General features: G+C 50.1%; 12 protein-coding genes and 1 pseudogene. 5 read left to right on the forward strand and 8 right to left on the reverse strand.

Annotated elements, in window-relative coordinates; translation table 11 throughout:
- Window positions 1–172: 172 nt before the first annotated feature.
- The 6 genes from DXA93_RS04815 to DXA93_RS04840 all read right to left on the reverse strand — a co-directional run bounded on the left by DXA93_RS04815 (window position 173) and on the right by DXA93_RS04840 (window position 5,700).
- Window positions 173–1,291, reverse strand: a complete 1,119-nt coding sequence (locus DXA93_RS04815; protein ID WP_243109151.1) for a M20/M25/M40 family metallo-hydrolase — start codon at window positions 1,289–1,291, stop codon at window positions 173–175.
- A gap of 35 nt (window positions 1,292–1,326) precedes the next feature.
- A complete protein-coding gene (locus DXA93_RS04820; RefSeq protein ID WP_022462084.1) occupies window positions 1,327–2,085 on the reverse strand; it encodes an amino acid ABC transporter ATP-binding protein in 759 nt (252 codons plus the stop codon).
- Complete coding sequence (locus DXA93_RS04825; RefSeq protein ID WP_022462083.1) at window positions 2,072–2,824, reverse strand: amino acid ABC transporter permease; 753 nt, start codon at window positions 2,822–2,824, stop codon at window positions 2,072–2,074. Before DXA93_RS04825 ends, DXA93_RS04820 begins: the two co-directional genes overlap by 14 nt.
- 15 nt (window positions 2,825–2,839) lie before the next feature.
- The gene (locus DXA93_RS04830; RefSeq protein WP_119207800.1) at window positions 2,840–3,340 is read right to left on the reverse strand and encodes a GNAT family N-acetyltransferase; all 501 of its coding nucleotides are present in this window, start codon (window positions 3,338–3,340) and stop codon (window positions 2,840–2,842) included.
- A gap of 95 nt (window positions 3,341–3,435) precedes the next feature.
- Window positions 3,436–4,359 (reverse strand): transporter substrate-binding domain-containing protein, encoded by a 924-nt coding sequence (locus DXA93_RS04835; protein WP_119207801.1) that lies wholly within the window; start codon window positions 4,357–4,359, stop codon window positions 3,436–3,438.
- A gap of 102 nt (window positions 4,360–4,461) precedes the next feature.
- A complete protein-coding gene (locus DXA93_RS04840; protein ID WP_119207802.1) occupies window positions 4,462–5,700 on the reverse strand; it encodes a glutathione S-transferase C-terminal domain-containing protein in 1,239 nt (412 codons plus the stop codon).
- A gap of 751 nt (window positions 5,701–6,451) precedes the next feature.
- On the opposite strand from DXA93_RS04840, the gene uxuA reads away from it, so the two are divergent.
- The 4 genes and pseudogenes from uxuA (at window position 6,452) to DXA93_RS04865 (ending at window position 12,081) form a co-directional block, all read left to right on the forward strand.
- Window positions 6,452–7,528: a mannonate dehydratase gene (uxuA, locus tag DXA93_RS04850; RefSeq protein WP_119207803.1), complete on the forward strand. Its 1,077-nt coding sequence runs from the start codon at window positions 6,452–6,454 to the stop codon at window positions 7,526–7,528.
- Window positions 7,529–7,543: 15 nt separating this feature from the next.
- Window positions 7,544–9,177: pseudogene (locus DXA93_RS04855) on the forward strand (mannitol dehydrogenase family protein).
- A 17-nt stretch (window positions 9,178–9,194) separates the two neighbouring features.
- A complete protein-coding gene (uxaC, locus tag DXA93_RS04860) occupies window positions 9,195–10,589 on the forward strand; it encodes a glucuronate isomerase (RefSeq protein ID WP_119207804.1) in 1,395 nt (464 codons plus the stop codon).
- A gap of 238 nt (window positions 10,590–10,827) precedes the next feature.
- Window positions 10,828–12,081, forward strand: coding sequence for an HlyC/CorC family transporter (locus tag DXA93_RS04865; RefSeq protein ID WP_117509487.1), 1,254 nt, complete (start codon window positions 10,828–10,830; stop codon window positions 12,079–12,081).
- A 69-nt stretch (window positions 12,082–12,150) separates the two neighbouring features.
- Here DXA93_RS04865 and DXA93_RS04870 read toward each other — a convergent pair whose 3' ends face one another.
- Window positions 12,151–13,119: an AraC family transcriptional regulator gene (locus tag DXA93_RS04870; protein WP_119207805.1), complete on the reverse strand. Its 969-nt coding sequence runs from the start codon at window positions 13,117–13,119 to the stop codon at window positions 12,151–12,153.
- Between the two features lie 244 nt (window positions 13,120–13,363).
- On the opposite strand from DXA93_RS04870, the gene DXA93_RS04875 reads away from it, so the two are divergent.
- Window positions 13,364–13,795, forward strand: a complete 432-nt coding sequence (locus DXA93_RS04875; RefSeq protein ID WP_119207806.1) for a MerR family transcriptional regulator — start codon at window positions 13,364–13,366, stop codon at window positions 13,793–13,795.
- 119 nt (window positions 13,796–13,914) lie between these two features.
- Here the strand turns inward: DXA93_RS04875 and DXA93_RS04880 are convergent, their stop codons facing one another.
- On the reverse strand, window positions 13,915–15,723 hold the full coding sequence (locus DXA93_RS04880; protein ID WP_055227317.1) for a DUF6320 domain-containing protein: 1,809 nt from the start codon (window positions 15,721–15,723) through the stop codon (window positions 13,915–13,917).
- Between the last annotated feature and the right edge of the window lie 10 nt (window positions 15,724–15,733).

Consider the following 15,733-nt stretch of genomic DNA (forward strand, 5'->3'; position numbering starts at 1 on the left):
CTACTGGTGTTAAATTCCGGCATGTACCGGAAGCTTTTCCCTATTATAGACTATTTTTCTCTGCGTGGCAAGCCATGCCGGAAACAGGAAAAGTCCGCCGGTTTTTGTTTTCACATCTGCCGACGGGCTTTGGGGATTTTTTACGTATTCTGTTTTTTCGTCCGGGATCTGTTCAGGCTTCCTGCGGTGCGGCAAGATTGGCCACAATCCGCGCCACCTGCGCTATTTCCGGGATTTTTGTGTACTCGGCGCAGCTGTGTACCTGATTCATCGAGGTTGCGATGACAAGCCCTTCGATGCCGTGCTGTGCAAAGACGTTGTTGTCGCTGCCGCCGAAAGTTTTTTCGAATGCAGCGGTCAGGCCTTCTTCTGCAACGGCGCTCTCGTAATGCCTTGCGGCATCGCTTGTCAGCGGCGTCTCATACGCATGGATATTCAGTTTTTCTTCCCAGACCAGCTTCGCACCAATCTTCTCTGCTTCCTGCTGGAAGATTCTGTGATATGTTTCCAGAAGCTCCATGGCCGTCTCGTGGTTCAGGCTTCGAATTTCGCCTTCGATCACGCAGCTTTCCGAAACAATGTTGGTACCGGAGCCGCCGCCGATTTTTCCGATGTTGGCAGTGGTGCTTTCATCCACGTGGCCCTGCGGAAGCTGTGCGATTGCGCGGGCGGCCGCCTGGATGCTGTTGATGCCGTCCTCCGGGTGGAAACCGGCGTGGGCGGCTTTTCCCTGGATTTTCGCCGCGAAGGAAACGAGTGTCGGTGCCGCGTAGGCGGCTGCACCGATCGCGCCGCTTAAATCCAGAACGTATGCTTCTTTTGCCTGCACCTGGCTGTAGTCGAAGGCATTTGCGCCTTTGCAGTACAGCTCCTCACCAGTCGAGATCAGAATTTCGATCGGGCGGTGCGGTGTTTTGTTCTCGATGAGGTGGCGAACAGCTTCATAGATGGCTGTCACACCGGCGAGGTCGTCGGCGCCAAGAACTGTCGTGCCGTCGCTCGTTACGGTTCCATCCTCATGGGAGACGGCTTTTTTGCCTTTTGCAGGCTCAACAGTGTCCATGTGGGCCGCAAAGAGAACCGGGGCTCCTGCAAGGCTGCCCGGAATGCGCGCGAACAGATTGCCCGCATTGGAGCCGGTCTGCTCCTGCGTATGATCTTCTGTAAGCGTAACCCCAATTTCGGCGAATTTTATTTTTAAGGTGTCCGCCATCTCGCGCTCCTCTAAGGACGGCGAATCGATAGATACCAGCTCCGCAAAAAAATCAGCAATTCTTTTCTCATCTATCATAATCTTTTCTCCTACTCTTTGGCTGTGTCCGCAATTTAAATAACATACTCAGGCTGCGCCATAATATGCATCTTGCTGAAGAACTCCCGTGTTCTCTGATTCTGCGGATGCTCGAATACTTCTTTCGGTGTTCCGTCTTCTACTACGTGTCCTTTATCAAGGAAGATCACACGGTTCGACACATGGCGGATAAAGTTCATCTCATGGGAAACCAGAAGCATTGTATATCCCTGTGCCGCAACTTTTTTAATAACATCCAGAACCTCTCCAACCAGCTCCGGGTCAAGGGCTGAAGTCGGCTCGTCGAGCAGCAGAATCTGCGGTTTCATGGCGAGGGCTCTTGCGAGCGCCACCCTCTGCTGCTGTCCGCCGGACATATGTTTCGGATAATGGTTTGCCCATTTCTCCATGCCGACCAGTTTCAGTTCTTCTAATGCAATGGCTCTGGCCTCGTCTTTTTTCATCTTCTTGACAACAATCAGGCCTTCCATCACATTTTCCAGTGCGGTTTTCTTCTCAAACAGATTGAACCGCTGGAACACCATTCCTGTGTTCTGTCTTAAATACAGAAGCTCTTTCGGTTTCCGCTCGGAAAGGCCGATCACCTTGTCCCCGATCGTCACCGTTCCCTTCTCCGGTGTCTCAAGGCGGTTGACGCAGCGCAGAAGCGTTGATTTTCCGGTTCCGGAAGGACCGATGATTCCCACAACATCGCCCTGTTTGATCTCGAGGCTGATGTCGTCGAGCACCACGTTGTCGTTATATTTTTTTGATAAATGATCAATTTTTATCATTTTTCTTACCCTCCCCGTTTGCGGACGCCAGCTCTACCTGGTCCGGAATCCGGATTTTATTTTCAATTACGCGGATGATCTGCTCGATCACCAGCGTTACCAGCCAGTAAATGATGGCCAGTGAAACGTAAACTTCAAAGTAGCGATACGTTCTTCCTCCAATAATCTGGCCCTGTGCGGTAATCTCGACAACGGCGCAGGTAAAGGCAAGAGACGTTCCTTTGATGATACTGATAAAAGAGTTTCCAAGGGTCGGAAGCGCAACCTCAAAGGCCTCCGGCAGAATGATGCGGCGCAGTGTCTGCGGATACGTCATGCCGAGTGCATGTGCTGCTTCGATCTGGCCCGGGTCAACGGACTGCAGGGCTGAACGGATAATCTCAGCCATAAAGCCCGACTGGTTCAGTCCCAGAGCGATCATCGCATAGACGAAACCGGAAATATTGGCAACCGCCAGATTCGTTCCGAACTGCTGGTTGATTGCCTTGAACATCATGGGAATACCAAAGAACGCAACGTACAGCTGTACGATGACCGGCGTGCCGCGGAGCAGTGAAATCAGAAGATTCGTAATCTGCGTCAGCACTCTGATTTTTTTCATTTTGATGATCGCCATCACAAGTCCCAGTCCCAGTCCGATCAGCATAGAAACCACGGCCAGTTCCAGCGTGATCGGCAGCTTTGTCAGCAATTCTGGTATGGATGAAAATACCAGTGAAACGTCAAATAATTTTCCCATGATTTTTGTCCTCTCTTACACGTATTTTTCTACCAGTACACAGGTAAAGCCAATATTTTTCTTCGGCTTTTTCGGCTCTTCGTCTTTCTTCGGTGCATGGTGGTCGTATACCGACAGGTCAGCGTCCGGATTCAGTTTGTAGCCTAATTTCTCATAAAAGCCTGCGGCGCGGTCCTGGCTCGTGATGACGATGTGATCGACACCGTATTCTTTCAGCCATTTCTCAGCGGCTTCGATCAGCACGCGGCCGTATCCGCTTTTCTGTTTTTCTCTGACAACACAGACACGCTCGATTTTTCCTGTCTTTTCCGCCGGGAATGCGATGCGGCAGCCGGCTACCGGCTTGTGATCTTCTGTCAGCAGAATCGCCTGCAGATCATCTTTGCTCTCGTCCTGTCCGAATTCCAGTTCAATCGGAATGTTCTGTCCGCAGCAGAACGCATCGGTTCTGACGTAATCATATGCTTTGTATTTCCACTCTTCGCTTCCCTTTTCTACCCGGTAAATTTCTGCCATGTTTTTCGCTCCTTTTAGAATCGGGAAACGGATGTTCTCGATCCGCTTCCCGTCTGTTTTGTAATCTCTTCTGTTTTTATTTCGAAAACGATATTCTAGTTTGGTGTCTCATCAAAGTATTTCTCGTCCGGGCTGGTGTCCACGCCGAGATACTCGGTTGTGATCTTGGAAAGAGTTCCGTCTTCTTTCATCTCTTTTAAGACTTTGTCAACATCCTCGCGGAGTGCTGCGCCCTCTTCGTTCTTTCCAAACAGGAAGTAGGTATTGTTCTGCGGGAACAGGAAATCTTCGGTCTCCTCGTCGATCTCGTTTGCTTCCAGCTGACCTTCCAGTCCGAACTGCGGAAGCAGGTTGTCGATGATCGGTCCGTCGTCGATTGCCACATCAGCGGTTCCATCTACGATGTGCTGGTAGCGGACCTGGAAGTTTGCATTGGAATATACGATATTGATCTGGTGATCCGGGTTGTCTGTATTCCATTTTTCCAGTGCATTTGCGGTAAGGCTTCCTGCACTCAGCTCTATTTTGTATCCGCGGTCTGCCAGATCGGTAAGAGAAGTCAGCGGCTCATCGCCGGTTCTCTGAATGTATTCGTTGAAGCTGGTTTTATATGGTAAAGAGAAGTAGTAGGATTCTGCTCTCTCATCGGTATATCCATAGTTGTTGACTGCGATGTCGTACTGACCGCTCAGCACACCCTGCAGTGCATCTGCCTGCTCAATTTTCAGTTCATACTGCGGAAGGCGGTTGAACACTTCTTTTACGATATCGATATCGACACCGGTCAGCTCGTTGTCATCATTTACGTAAAAGTACGGTGCCAGTGTGCCGCTTGTTACAGCTTTAATCACTTTTTTCTCACCGGAATCCGATGCGGAGCTGCCTTCTGCGGAAGATGATGCTGCGGAACCGCTGCTGCTTCCTGCATTTGCTGATGCATTGCTTCCGCATCCTGCAAAGCTTGCTGCCAAAAGGCCCGCCGCTGCCAATACTGCCCAGAATTTCTTTGTCTTTTTCATAATAAAATCCTCCTCATTTCCTCGTTCTTTTCAGTTCCGGCCGCACCCCGGCTGCCTGAGAGTGTTCCACCAGAGCGCTCCGGATTCTTCTGTCTTATCTCTTTATAAAAGTCCTTTCAGCGGATTAATCGATGCATCCACGGAAAGTACGCCGTTCTTCGGGTTTCTGTCTTCCCATTTCGGGCTGTTCCAGATGGTTTTTGAGATTTCTCCTGCATAATCCTCGTAGGTCTCTCCCTCCGGATGGCGAAGGAATACTTCATCCGGTGTTTTGCTGAGTGTTCTTCTCGATCCATCGTCTGCCATCAGCTTCTCGAAATCTACTTTTGCAAGGATTCGTTCGTTGTATCCGCGGAAGAGAACCTCGCCTAATTTCTTTCCAGATCTCGAAAGTGCCAGCACCTGCGGATCGCTTCCGTGACGGAAGGCCGGGATCGCATACAGCTCTTTTAAGTAGCCCCAGATATTTTTGTAATCACGAATCGGTTTCTTCACCGGTCCTACGTTGTGGAAGTAGCTGACATCCCAACGGATCAGAGTGACGTAAGCGCGGACATCGCTGTCGGTGATGTAGTCGCCGAACAGGAAACGGTTCGTCTCCAGCCGTTTGTCCAGCTTATCGAGGGATTCATAGAAATCTTCGTATGCCTCATCGTATGCTTCCGGTGACTGGCAGAATGCCATGCGGTAATGGCCGTTGTTGACATGCGGGAAGAGCCAGTCGTTAAACTCATCGATCTCTTTCCGGAATTTTTTCGGGTACAGGTCCGGCGCATCTTTTGGCTGGAATGGACGGAACTGCACTTCGAGGTAGTTCGTCAGGCGGTGATAATCGTTGTTCACAGCCTTTTTCTCTTTGACATCCACCAGGGTCGGTGTCGTTGCTCTTCCTTTGAAGTCCGGGTTTGCTCTTTTATAGAACTCACTTAAGAAGTAAGCGCCTGTCGCCGGATCCTTGAAATCCGGATACTGTCCGAATGCATGTCCGTAACAGTTTGTCTCGCCGGATGGAGAAACTCTCGTCTCCGAGATCACATCCTGCAGTCCTAAAAGCTCCCGCACGATGATCGGACGGTTGGACCAGTTGCATCCGGTTGCCCAGTAGATCCCGAAGCGGTTTGCTTCTGCTTTCAGGCCGCCTTCTTTATCGCCGAATGGCTGGATAAATGCATTTGGCTGACGGATGAAAGCGCCGCGCTCATCGATCTCTACAAGGGTTTCATTTGGTCTTGGGTCTACTCCGACTTCTGCTGCAAACTGTTCTGCCAGTGCATCGGTGTATTTGATTTCTTCGGTTTCTTTATTTTCAACTGGGGTGAAGCTGCATCCGCATCCGCTCATGTTTTTGTCCTCCGTTTTCTATGTCTGTTTATTATCTATTCTTATGTTGTTCATTCGCATTTCTTTTAAAAAAGGTTAAAAAAATAGCAGGCATTCGTTCCGGCCTGCCCGCACATGCAATTTCTGCTATGCTTTTTCTGCCTGCGAATGTTTCTTATTTTTCTTTATTCTGATTGGAGCTGCAGCAACAGCAACAACACATCTCCATCATTCTGTTCTCCTGCATTCGTCTGTTGTCTGTTTTTTTTCATTTGCTGTTCTCCTTTCCTACTAAGTCGATATGTTTAATGTGTTTCTCGATTACATGGCATATTATAATGCATATTTTTTCTATGTGCAACCCCTAAAACGCCTTTTGGTAATTGTTATTTCGATGAATCGATTATAGGTTTTTCCTATTGGTTAGTCATACCAGAAAGATATTACTTATCACACCTGTAGGCTGATTTTGCTTTTTCCCGGCCAACCGCCGCAACTTTTGCAATGTGCTCAACAATTCTTGCCATGGCTTTTTTCTTAAGAAACGATACAATAAAAAGCAAAGAACACCACTTGCAAAATACAATGTACTCTCGGAATCTTTCTGTGCTTGTTTTTGTGAGATGATTTTTTGTCAGTTGTGCCCAAATTTCTGAGGCGTACGCGGTGCGTACGTTGATGAAATTCGGGTGCAGCTGGCGGAAAATCAGCCGCAAAGGCAAGTGCAGAAAGATTCCGAGAGTACATTACAAAATAAAGGAGAGTTTTTCTTATGGAAATGACATTTCGCTGGTATGGTTCCAAATTTGATACCGTTACCTTAGAGCAGATCCGCCAGATTCCGGGCGTAACCGGAGTCATCACAACCCTGTACGACACTACCCCGGGCGAGGTGTGGACACGCGAAGCGATTCACGCGTTAAAAGAAGAGGTTGAGGCCTCTGGACTTCACATCTCCGGCATCGAGAGCGTCAACATCCACGACGCCATCAAAATCGGCAGCCCGGACCGTGAGCAGTACATCGATAATTATATTGAAACGTTAAAGCACCTCGGCAAGGAAGACATTCACCTTGTCTGCTATAACTTCATGCCGGTCTTCGACTGGACCAGAACAGAACTCGCACGCGTCCGTCCGGACGGCTCGACCGTACTTGCCTACAAACAGTCCGCCGTAGACGCACTTGTTCCGGAAAAAATGTTTGAATCTATCGCAGGTGATGCAAACGGCGCAATTCTTCCTGGCTGGGAGCCGGAGCGCATGGCAAAAGTGAAAGAGCTCTTTGACGCTTACCGCGATGTGGATGATGAGAAACTGTTTGCCAACCTCAAATACTTCCTCGAACGCATCATGCCGGTCTGCAACGAGTACGACATTAGAATGGCCATTCACCCGGACGACCCGGCATGGAGTGTCTTCGGTCTTCCGAGAATCATCATTAATAAAGAAAACATTCTGCGCATGATGAAGATGGTCGATGACCCGCACAACGGCGTGACCTTCTGCTCAGGTTCCTACGGAACAAACCTGGAGAACGATCTGCCGGATATGATCCGTTCCTTAAAGGGCCGCATCCACTTCGCTCACGTCCGCAATCTGAAATTCCACAGCCAGCAGGATTTCGAAGAGGCCGCACACCTTTCCTCTGACGGCAGCTTCGATATGTATGAGATCATGAAAGCGCTGTACGACATCGGCTTCGACGGCCCGATCCGCCCGGACCACGGACGTATGATCTGGGGCGAGAAGGCAATGCCGGGCTATGGACTGTATGACCGCGCACTCGGCGCGACTTATTTAAATGGACTCTGGGAAGCTATTGACAAGAGTCACAAACGTGGAATTTAAAGGAGGTTTTTACTGATGTCTCTTAACTTAACAGCTGCCGGACTGGCAGATCAAAAAGCGTGGGAAGCCGCAGGCTATGCGCTTCCATCCTATGACCGCGAAGCAATGATCACCCGCACGAAAGAATCTCCGTGCTGGGTGCATTTCGGAGCCGGAAATATTTTCCGTGCCTTCCAGGCAAATACAGCACAGGAACTGCTGAACAACGGTACCTTTGACCGCGGTGTCATCGTTGCGGAGGGCTTCGATACAGAAATCATCCGTGATATGTACCAGCCGCACGATAATTTAAGCATTCTGGTGACCTTAAAAGCCGATGGTTCTGTCGAGAAAACCGTTGTTGGAAGCATCGCAGAATCGCTGGCTGCCGATACGGCGGATTCTCCGGATTTTGCCCGGTTAAAAGAAATCTTTACCAAGGATTCCCTGCAGATGGCGACGTTTACGATCACCGAAAAGGGATATTCCCTGAAAAACGGTGCGGGCGAACTGCTGCCGTCTGTTGCTGCCGATTTTGCTGCCGGACCTTCTTCCGTTACCAGCTATATGGGAAAAGTTGCTTCTCTTTTATATGAAAGATTTCTTGCAGGCGAAAAACCGGTTGCGATGGTCAGCACCGACAACTGCTCCCACAATGGCGAAAAACTTTCCCTTGCCCTGACAGCCTACGCTTCTGCATGGGAAGAAAACAAGCTGGTACAGCCAGGCTTCCTCTCCTATCTGCAGAACCCGGAAAAAGTCGGCTTCCCGTGGACCATGATCGACAAGATCACCCCGCGGCCGGATGGTTCCATCGAAAAGATACTCGAGGAGAACGGCCTCGCTGATGCACAGTCGATCGTCACCTCCCGCCACACCTACGTTGCTCCGTTCGTCAATGCAGAGGAATGCCAGTACCTCGTAGTCGAAGATCATTTCCCGAACGGACGGCCGCCGATGGAAAAGAGCGGATGGATCTTTACCGACCGGGAAACTGTCAACAAAACAGAGCGCATGAAGGTCTGCACCTGCCTGAACCCGCTGCACACCGCACTCGCTGTGTTCGGCTGCCTGCTGGACTATGAACTGATCAGTGAGGAGATGAAAAATCCGGTACTGAAAAAGCTCGTGGAGCGCATCGGATATATCGAAGGACTTCCGGTTGTCACCGATCCCGGCATTCTCTCTCCGAAGCAGTTTATCGCTGAAGTGCTGAACATCCGCATCCCGAATCCGTTTATGCCGGATACGCCGCAGCGAATTGCAACCGATACGTCACAGAAGCTGTCGATCCGGTTCGGTGAGACGATCAAATCGTATCTTGCTTCCCCGGAGCTGTCACTCTCGGATCTTCAGGCAATTCCGGCTGTATTTGCGGGATGGCTGCGGTATCTGATGGGCGTGGATGACAACGGCGATGCATTTGATCTGAGCCGGATCCGCTGCTTGCCACGGTCCGCCCGTATGTGCAGGATCTGAAACTCGGCGCACCGGCTGACCGTGAGGCGCTTTCCAAAACGCTGGCTCCGCTGCTCTCCGATGCTTCGATTTTCGGTGTGGATCTGATTTCCGCCGGACTTTCTGACCGTGTGCTGGATGCTTTTGTCTCGATGCTTCATGGACCTGGCGCTGTGGCAGATACGCTTGCTGCTCTGACCGCTCAATTCTAAAGGGGAGGTATTTCCATATGAAACCTTTTATGGACGCTGACTTTCTGCTGCAGACCGATACGGCGAAAACACTGTACCACGAGGCGGCTGAAAAAATGCCCATTTTTGACTATCACAACCATCTGAATCCACAGGAGATTCTCGAAGACCGCCAGATGGAGAATCTGACACGCGTCTGGCTCGGCGGGGATCATTATAAATGGCGTGCCATGCGTGCGATGGGCTTTTCGGAGGATCTGATCACCGGAAACGCCGATGATTACGACAAATATCTGGCGTTTGCCGAGACGATTGAGAACGCGATCGGCAATCCTTTATACCACTGGACACATCTGGAGCTGCAGCGGTACTTCGGCATCACGACACCGCTCTCCCGAGCAACAGCGAAGGAGCTCTGGGATGAGGCGAATGCAAAACTGCAGACGAAGGAGTTTACCGTGCGCAATCTGATTCTGAACCAGCATGTGTCGCATCTGTGCACCACCGACGATCCTGCAGATGATCTGCACTGCCATCTGGCATTACAGAAGGAAGACTTTGCCTGCCGCGTTCTGCCGTCCTTCCGCCCGGACCGCGCCGTTCATCTCGAGAAGCCGGATTTCCCGGAATATGTGGAAAAGCTTGCCGCTGCCGCCAGCAGGACGATTGCATCCGCGGAGGATATGGTGCATGCCCTCTCCTGCCGCCTCGACTTCTTCCTCTCCGCCGGCTGCGTTGTCAGCGACCACAGCCTTGAGGGCTGCTTCTATGTGCCATGCACGGCTGCTGAGGCGAATGATGTATTTGAAAATCGCATGAACGGCGGTGCTCTCACTGAAAAAGAGCTCGGCATGTACAAGGGCTTCCTTCTGACGAACCTCGGACTGCTGTATCATAAGCACAATATCGCCATGCAGCTTCATATCAAAGCACTCCGTAACAACTCGAAGCGGATGTTCCGTGCGCTCGGTGCCGATACCGGCTTTGACAGCATGAACGATTTCGCCTTTGCCCCGATGCTCGGCGCTTTCTTAAACGATATGGACGAGGACGACGCACTGCCGAAAACTGTGCTCTACTCTCTGAACCCGGGCGACAACCCGATGCTTGCAAGCATGGCTGGAAACTTTGCTGCGCCTGGCATCCGCTCGAAAGTGCAGTTCGGTACCGCATGGTGGTTCAACGATCACAAATACGGCATGGAATCCCAGCTTGCGACGCTTTCCAGCATCGGCATGCTCTCCACCTTCATTGGCATGCTGACCGACTCCCGCAGCTTCCTCTCCTTCCCGCGCCACGAATATTTCCGCCGGATTCTCTGCAATCAAATCGGAAACTGGGTGGAAAACGGGGAGTACCCGGCGAACCTGGAGTTTCTGAAAGAGATGGTGGAAAATATCAGCTACAACAATGCGGTTTCGTATTTCCTGTGATTTTCGCATACCTTATTGACAATTATTCCCACATACCGTACAATAAAAGGGATTACTGATCAACGAAAGGATTACAGAAACATGGACGACTCAGGCAGTATGCCTCGACGATGCTTTATTTTCATCATTTGATAAACGGAGACATAATCTATCTTTGATTCCGCCAGATTCAAGATAGGTTATGTCTTTTTGTACATTTTTTGCATCGTGTCCCGGTTTCCTAAGAAAGGAAAAACAAATGAACAGCGACATTGTGTCACTCATCATCATTCTTATCTGCGTCATGCTCTCAGCCTACTTTTCGGCGACGGAGACTTCCTTCACCTCGCTGAACCGCATCCGCATGAAAAATATGGCAGAAAAAGGCGACAAGCGGGCGGAACTGGTGTTAAAGCTGCTGGAGAACTTTGACAAGCTGCTCTCCACGATTCTCGTCGGCAACAACATCGTCAACATCGGACTCAGCTCCCTTGCCACGGTGCTTTTTATCAAGCTTCTCGGCGGCGACTCCGGTGCGACGGTTTCCACGATCGTAACCACTATCGTGGTCCTGATCTTCGGCGAAGTTTCCCCGAAAAGCATTGCAAAAGAATCTCCGGAGACGATCGCCAAATTTTCCGCACCGTTTCTCCACATTCTGATGATCGTGCTGACCCCGGTGACGTTTTTCTTTTCCCAGTGGAAGAAGCTGCTCTCCCGCATCTTCAAATCCTCGGAAAACCACGGCATCACCGATGAGGAACTGATGACCATCGTCGAGGAGGCGACCCAGGAGGGCGACATCGACGACCAGGAAGGCGATCTGATTCAGAATGCAATCGGCTTCATGGAGATGGAGGCCGCAGAGATCTTTACTCCGCGTGTCAACGTCATCGGCATTCCGCTCGATGCGACGAAATCCGAGATCGCTAAGACTTTCTCCGACACCGGATTTTCCCGGCTGCCGGTGTATGATGATGATATCGACCACATTGTGGGAATTGTGTATCAGAAGGATTTCCACAACCACATTTACCACACCAACAAACCGCTAAGCAGCATCATCCGCCCGGCGCTCTTTGTAACCGAGAATACGAAGGTCGGCCCGCTGCTGAAAAAAATGCAGGCGAAGAAATCGCATATTGCCATTATCATTGATGAATTCGGCGGCACCGACGGTATCATCACCATGGAAGATATCCTCGAAGAGCTCGTCGGCGAAATCTGGGATGAGCATGATGCGGTTGTACAGGAAATCCAGAAAGTTTCCGAAAACGAATACCTCGTGACCGGAACGGCAAGCATCGACAAGGTGTATGAAGAGCTCGATATTGACAAAGAATTTGACGTCTTTACGGTCAGCGGATGGATCATGGGGATCCTCGAGCGCGTGCCAAAGGAAGGCGATCATTTCGTCTCGGATGGCCTCGACGTAACCGTACTGAAAATGGCAGACCGGAGAGTCGACAAGGTACGGATCGTGCGGCTGCCGAAGGATGAAAATGAACAGTAAGTAATTTACAAACAAAAACGGATCGAAAATCTGGTTTTAAGTTCAGATTCTCGATCCGTTTTTCTTGTCCTATTGTATTTTCTTCTCCACCCGGTACTTCTTCGGCGATATTCCATAGCGCTCTTTAAAAATCCGATGAAAATAACTCATGTTCTCGTACCCGACCCGCTCGCCGATGTCTGCCACGGAAAGTCCTGTCGTTTCCAGCAGATACGCGGCCTGGGTGAGGCGTTTATTCTGGACAAGTTCAGTGTAGTTTTTCCCGGTCAGGCGGCGGATCATGCGGCTTAAGGTGTAAAAATCGTAGTGCAGTTCTTCCGCCAGTTCCGAAAGGCTGCCCTCCCGGTAATGTTCCTCGATATAGCGGTATACGCCGAGCAGCATCTCCTGTTCAAAATACTGCTCTCCCACCTGCACACGGTCGGTGTAGTTCATGAGCTGCAGGAATAAAAGGCCCATCGTAATCTGATTGATGCTCCGCTTATTGCTCTGGTGATGTAAGAGCGTCCAGACGAGATTTTCGATCAGATTCTGCACCGGAAGGACATCCGCGATTCTGTAATGCAGATAACAGAGCGGTACCTCCCCGCTTTTCAGACAGCCGACGATAAAATCCTTTAACTGATTCTCCTCTGCCCCGATCATTCGCAGCGTCTGGTCAAAAAACTCCGGCAGAATCAGAAAGTTGACCGCGATATCGTCACGCCCTGCCGGTTCAATTTCCTGCACTGCATTCTGATTCAGAATCAGCAGCTCACCCGTTTTCAGCTCGATCCGGTCCCCATTGATGGTGTGCACGGTGCTTCCCTGGCACATGTAGATCATCTCGACATAATTGTGGCTGTGCGCCGGAAAACGAATAAACCGCGTGTGCGGCCGAATATCAATCAATTTTCCCCGCTCCAGCAGCTTTCCCGCATCCATCACAAACTTCTGCCCGCTCGAATACCGCTCCTTTTCCACTTCCGTTTTGCCGTCCAGAATTGCCTGTTCCTCCTCCGTAATCCGGGACAGGTCTGCTATAATTTCCTGTTTCACGATTATTCCTCACATTTTTCACGTTTTTTCTGCTTTATATTATATTCCACTCTAGTGCAAATAAGCAATGTACTTTTTCTTCTCACTTTCTGATAAATATTCCTTTCCTACGCATCAAAACAGCAAGTGCTGCACTGCCAAGTGAAACGTAACGAAGATTCTCTCTTTACAATTTCACTTTCTTAAAGTATACTTTAAGAAGTTATTCTACTATTCAAACTCTATCGTTCAAGGAGGTTTTTCCATGGAACAGCAGACCTACACCATTCGTGAAATGTCCGAGCGTTTTGGACTTCCGGCCTCTACGCTTCGTTATTATGAGGAGATCGGGCTTTTGACAGATGTCATTCATACCGAAAGCAAGAAACGAATTTACACCCAGCAGCACATTAACTGCATGACCGCAATTCTCTGCTTCAAGCGCACCGGTCTTCCGATTGCGGGGATTCAGGAGTTTTTCCGGCTTGAGGATGATATCCCGGGAAATATTGACCAGATGGTTGCCATTCTCGAGGAACATGAGCAGAATACACGCGAGAAAATCGAGCGCATGGAATCTGATCTCGACCATATTCAGCAGAAAGTGCGGTATTACAGCGCGGTTCGCGATGCGATTAAAAATGGGGATGAAATGCCGTCGTGGGATTCCTGCGGCTGTGAGGAGAAGGCGCAGTAGATATCTCTCCAGGCTTTTCCGCCGCAGACACACACAAGTTTCAAAAGAGCAGGTAAGAAAAGGGACCAACATCCACTTTTCTTACCTGCTCTTCTTATTTTTTCTATCACCTTTTCCCTTCATACCCGGAATTTTTTCTGCATTTCCCGCATAAAATCTTTTCCGCGGAAAAAAAACAGCCCGATCAGATACAGCACACTAAGGCCCACGCAGATCACGGACGGCCAGGTAATGCGGACAGTTCCCGTCAGCCACAAAATCGCCGGAACGATTCCTGCTGCTCCGGACTGCATCAGATAAAAAAGATATTCACTGACCTCCATTTTGTACGCTCTTGCCAGAATCTGCATCGTCGCGCCATTCATAAGAACGGCGAGCGGAATTGCGAAATCGACAGACCAGCCGATCCAGCCCGTCGCATAATCCCACAGAATCGCACCGATCATAATAAAGATCAATTGCCACATACTGTTTTTGAGTGGATTTTTCCGTTTCTGATATCCCACCCGGATCAGAAGCCAGGCGCAGAACACACCCGCTGTCGCATAACCTGCCCACCACATCTGCGGCGTTGCAAGGAAATTCATCATCCAGCAGAGTACGACAGCCGCGATGCAGGTGAAAGAAAAAATTTTCAATCCCAGTTTGGCCGTCCCGTGCGGCTGTTCTTTCTGTCCCGGAAAATCATTTTCCTCCTGTTCACAGGCGATGCCCTCTTTCTGCAGCAGATGCATCAGGTTCCGTTCAATATTGGAATCAGCGATTTTAGATGTGATTCCAAGCACCATGCTGTCACCGTAGGAACAGGAACACATCTGTACTTTGTCGGTGCTGGTGAAAAATCCGAACCGCTCAATATATGTTTCATACTCCGGCGGCATCTGAATCCGGCCGATATTGGAATAGACGGTCGTAATGCTTCGTCCGCCGAGCGTCGTGCCCGCCATCAGCGCCAGATTTTTGATTTCCAGCGGCACGGCGCGCAGCACCGGATTCCGCTCAATCCGCACCAGATCGTTCATACGTGTGGAAATCTCCTGCTTCAGCGCCTCTTTCTGCATCGCGGCTCCCGTGATCTGCAGGGCATCCTCAAACGATGCCTCCGGCCCAAGATCACAGGCAATCTCGATCCAGCTCCAGAAATTCGTCATCGATGCGGATGGGAAAAAGTTGCGGAGATTGGCTGGAACCATCAGAGAAACCGGCTTTTTCAGCCTGCTTTTCGGGATTTCTTCATATACCGCATATACCAGCGCCGCCGCAAGGTACGCCGTCACCGACACGCCATGTGCTTTTGCGCACTTATGAACTGCTTCCGCGGAAAGCAGAATCTCAGTAATTTCCATCTCCTCCTGCTCCAGATACTCGCCTTTGATCTGGTATGCCGGGCGGCTTTTTTCTTTTTCATTTTTCTTTCCGGTGTAATACTGGGAAAAGCTGTCCTCCTCGAAATCTGTCTCTGTCAGCATGTCTTCGCTGACCTTTGAAAAGATTTCCTCGGGATGACACAAGATCAGATAATTGCTCACCAGTTCTTTCAGAAACAGCATCGCACCGGTGCCGTCTGTCAGGGCATGGAATACTTCGAAATTGATTCGGGTTTTATAGTAAGAAACCTGGAAAAGAAGCGTTTTGTGGTCGGGTACGTAAATCTCACTGCACGGCGGACGCTTTTCCTCTTCTACTTTTGCTGGCAGATCGCGCTGCTCCAGATAAAACCAGAAAAGACCTTTCCGCAGTACCATGGAAAACACCGGGTAATGCTCCATTGTCTGCTCCAGCGCTTTCTGCAGCAGATCCGCCTGGATGTCCTCTTTCAGCTGGCAGTAAAACCGGAAGACTCTCGTATCCTTTTTTCCGGTGGCCGCCGGAAATGCCTGTGCCGCGTTGTCCAGCTTTCTCCAGCGCGAAGAATGTTCTTTCTTCATTTTCTATGCC

This window comes from Blautia sp. OF09-25XD (assembly GCF_003482095.1).
In the GTDB taxonomy this organism is placed as follows: Bacteria; Bacillota; Clostridia; order Lachnospirales; family Lachnospiraceae; genus Fusicatenibacter; species Fusicatenibacter saccharivorans.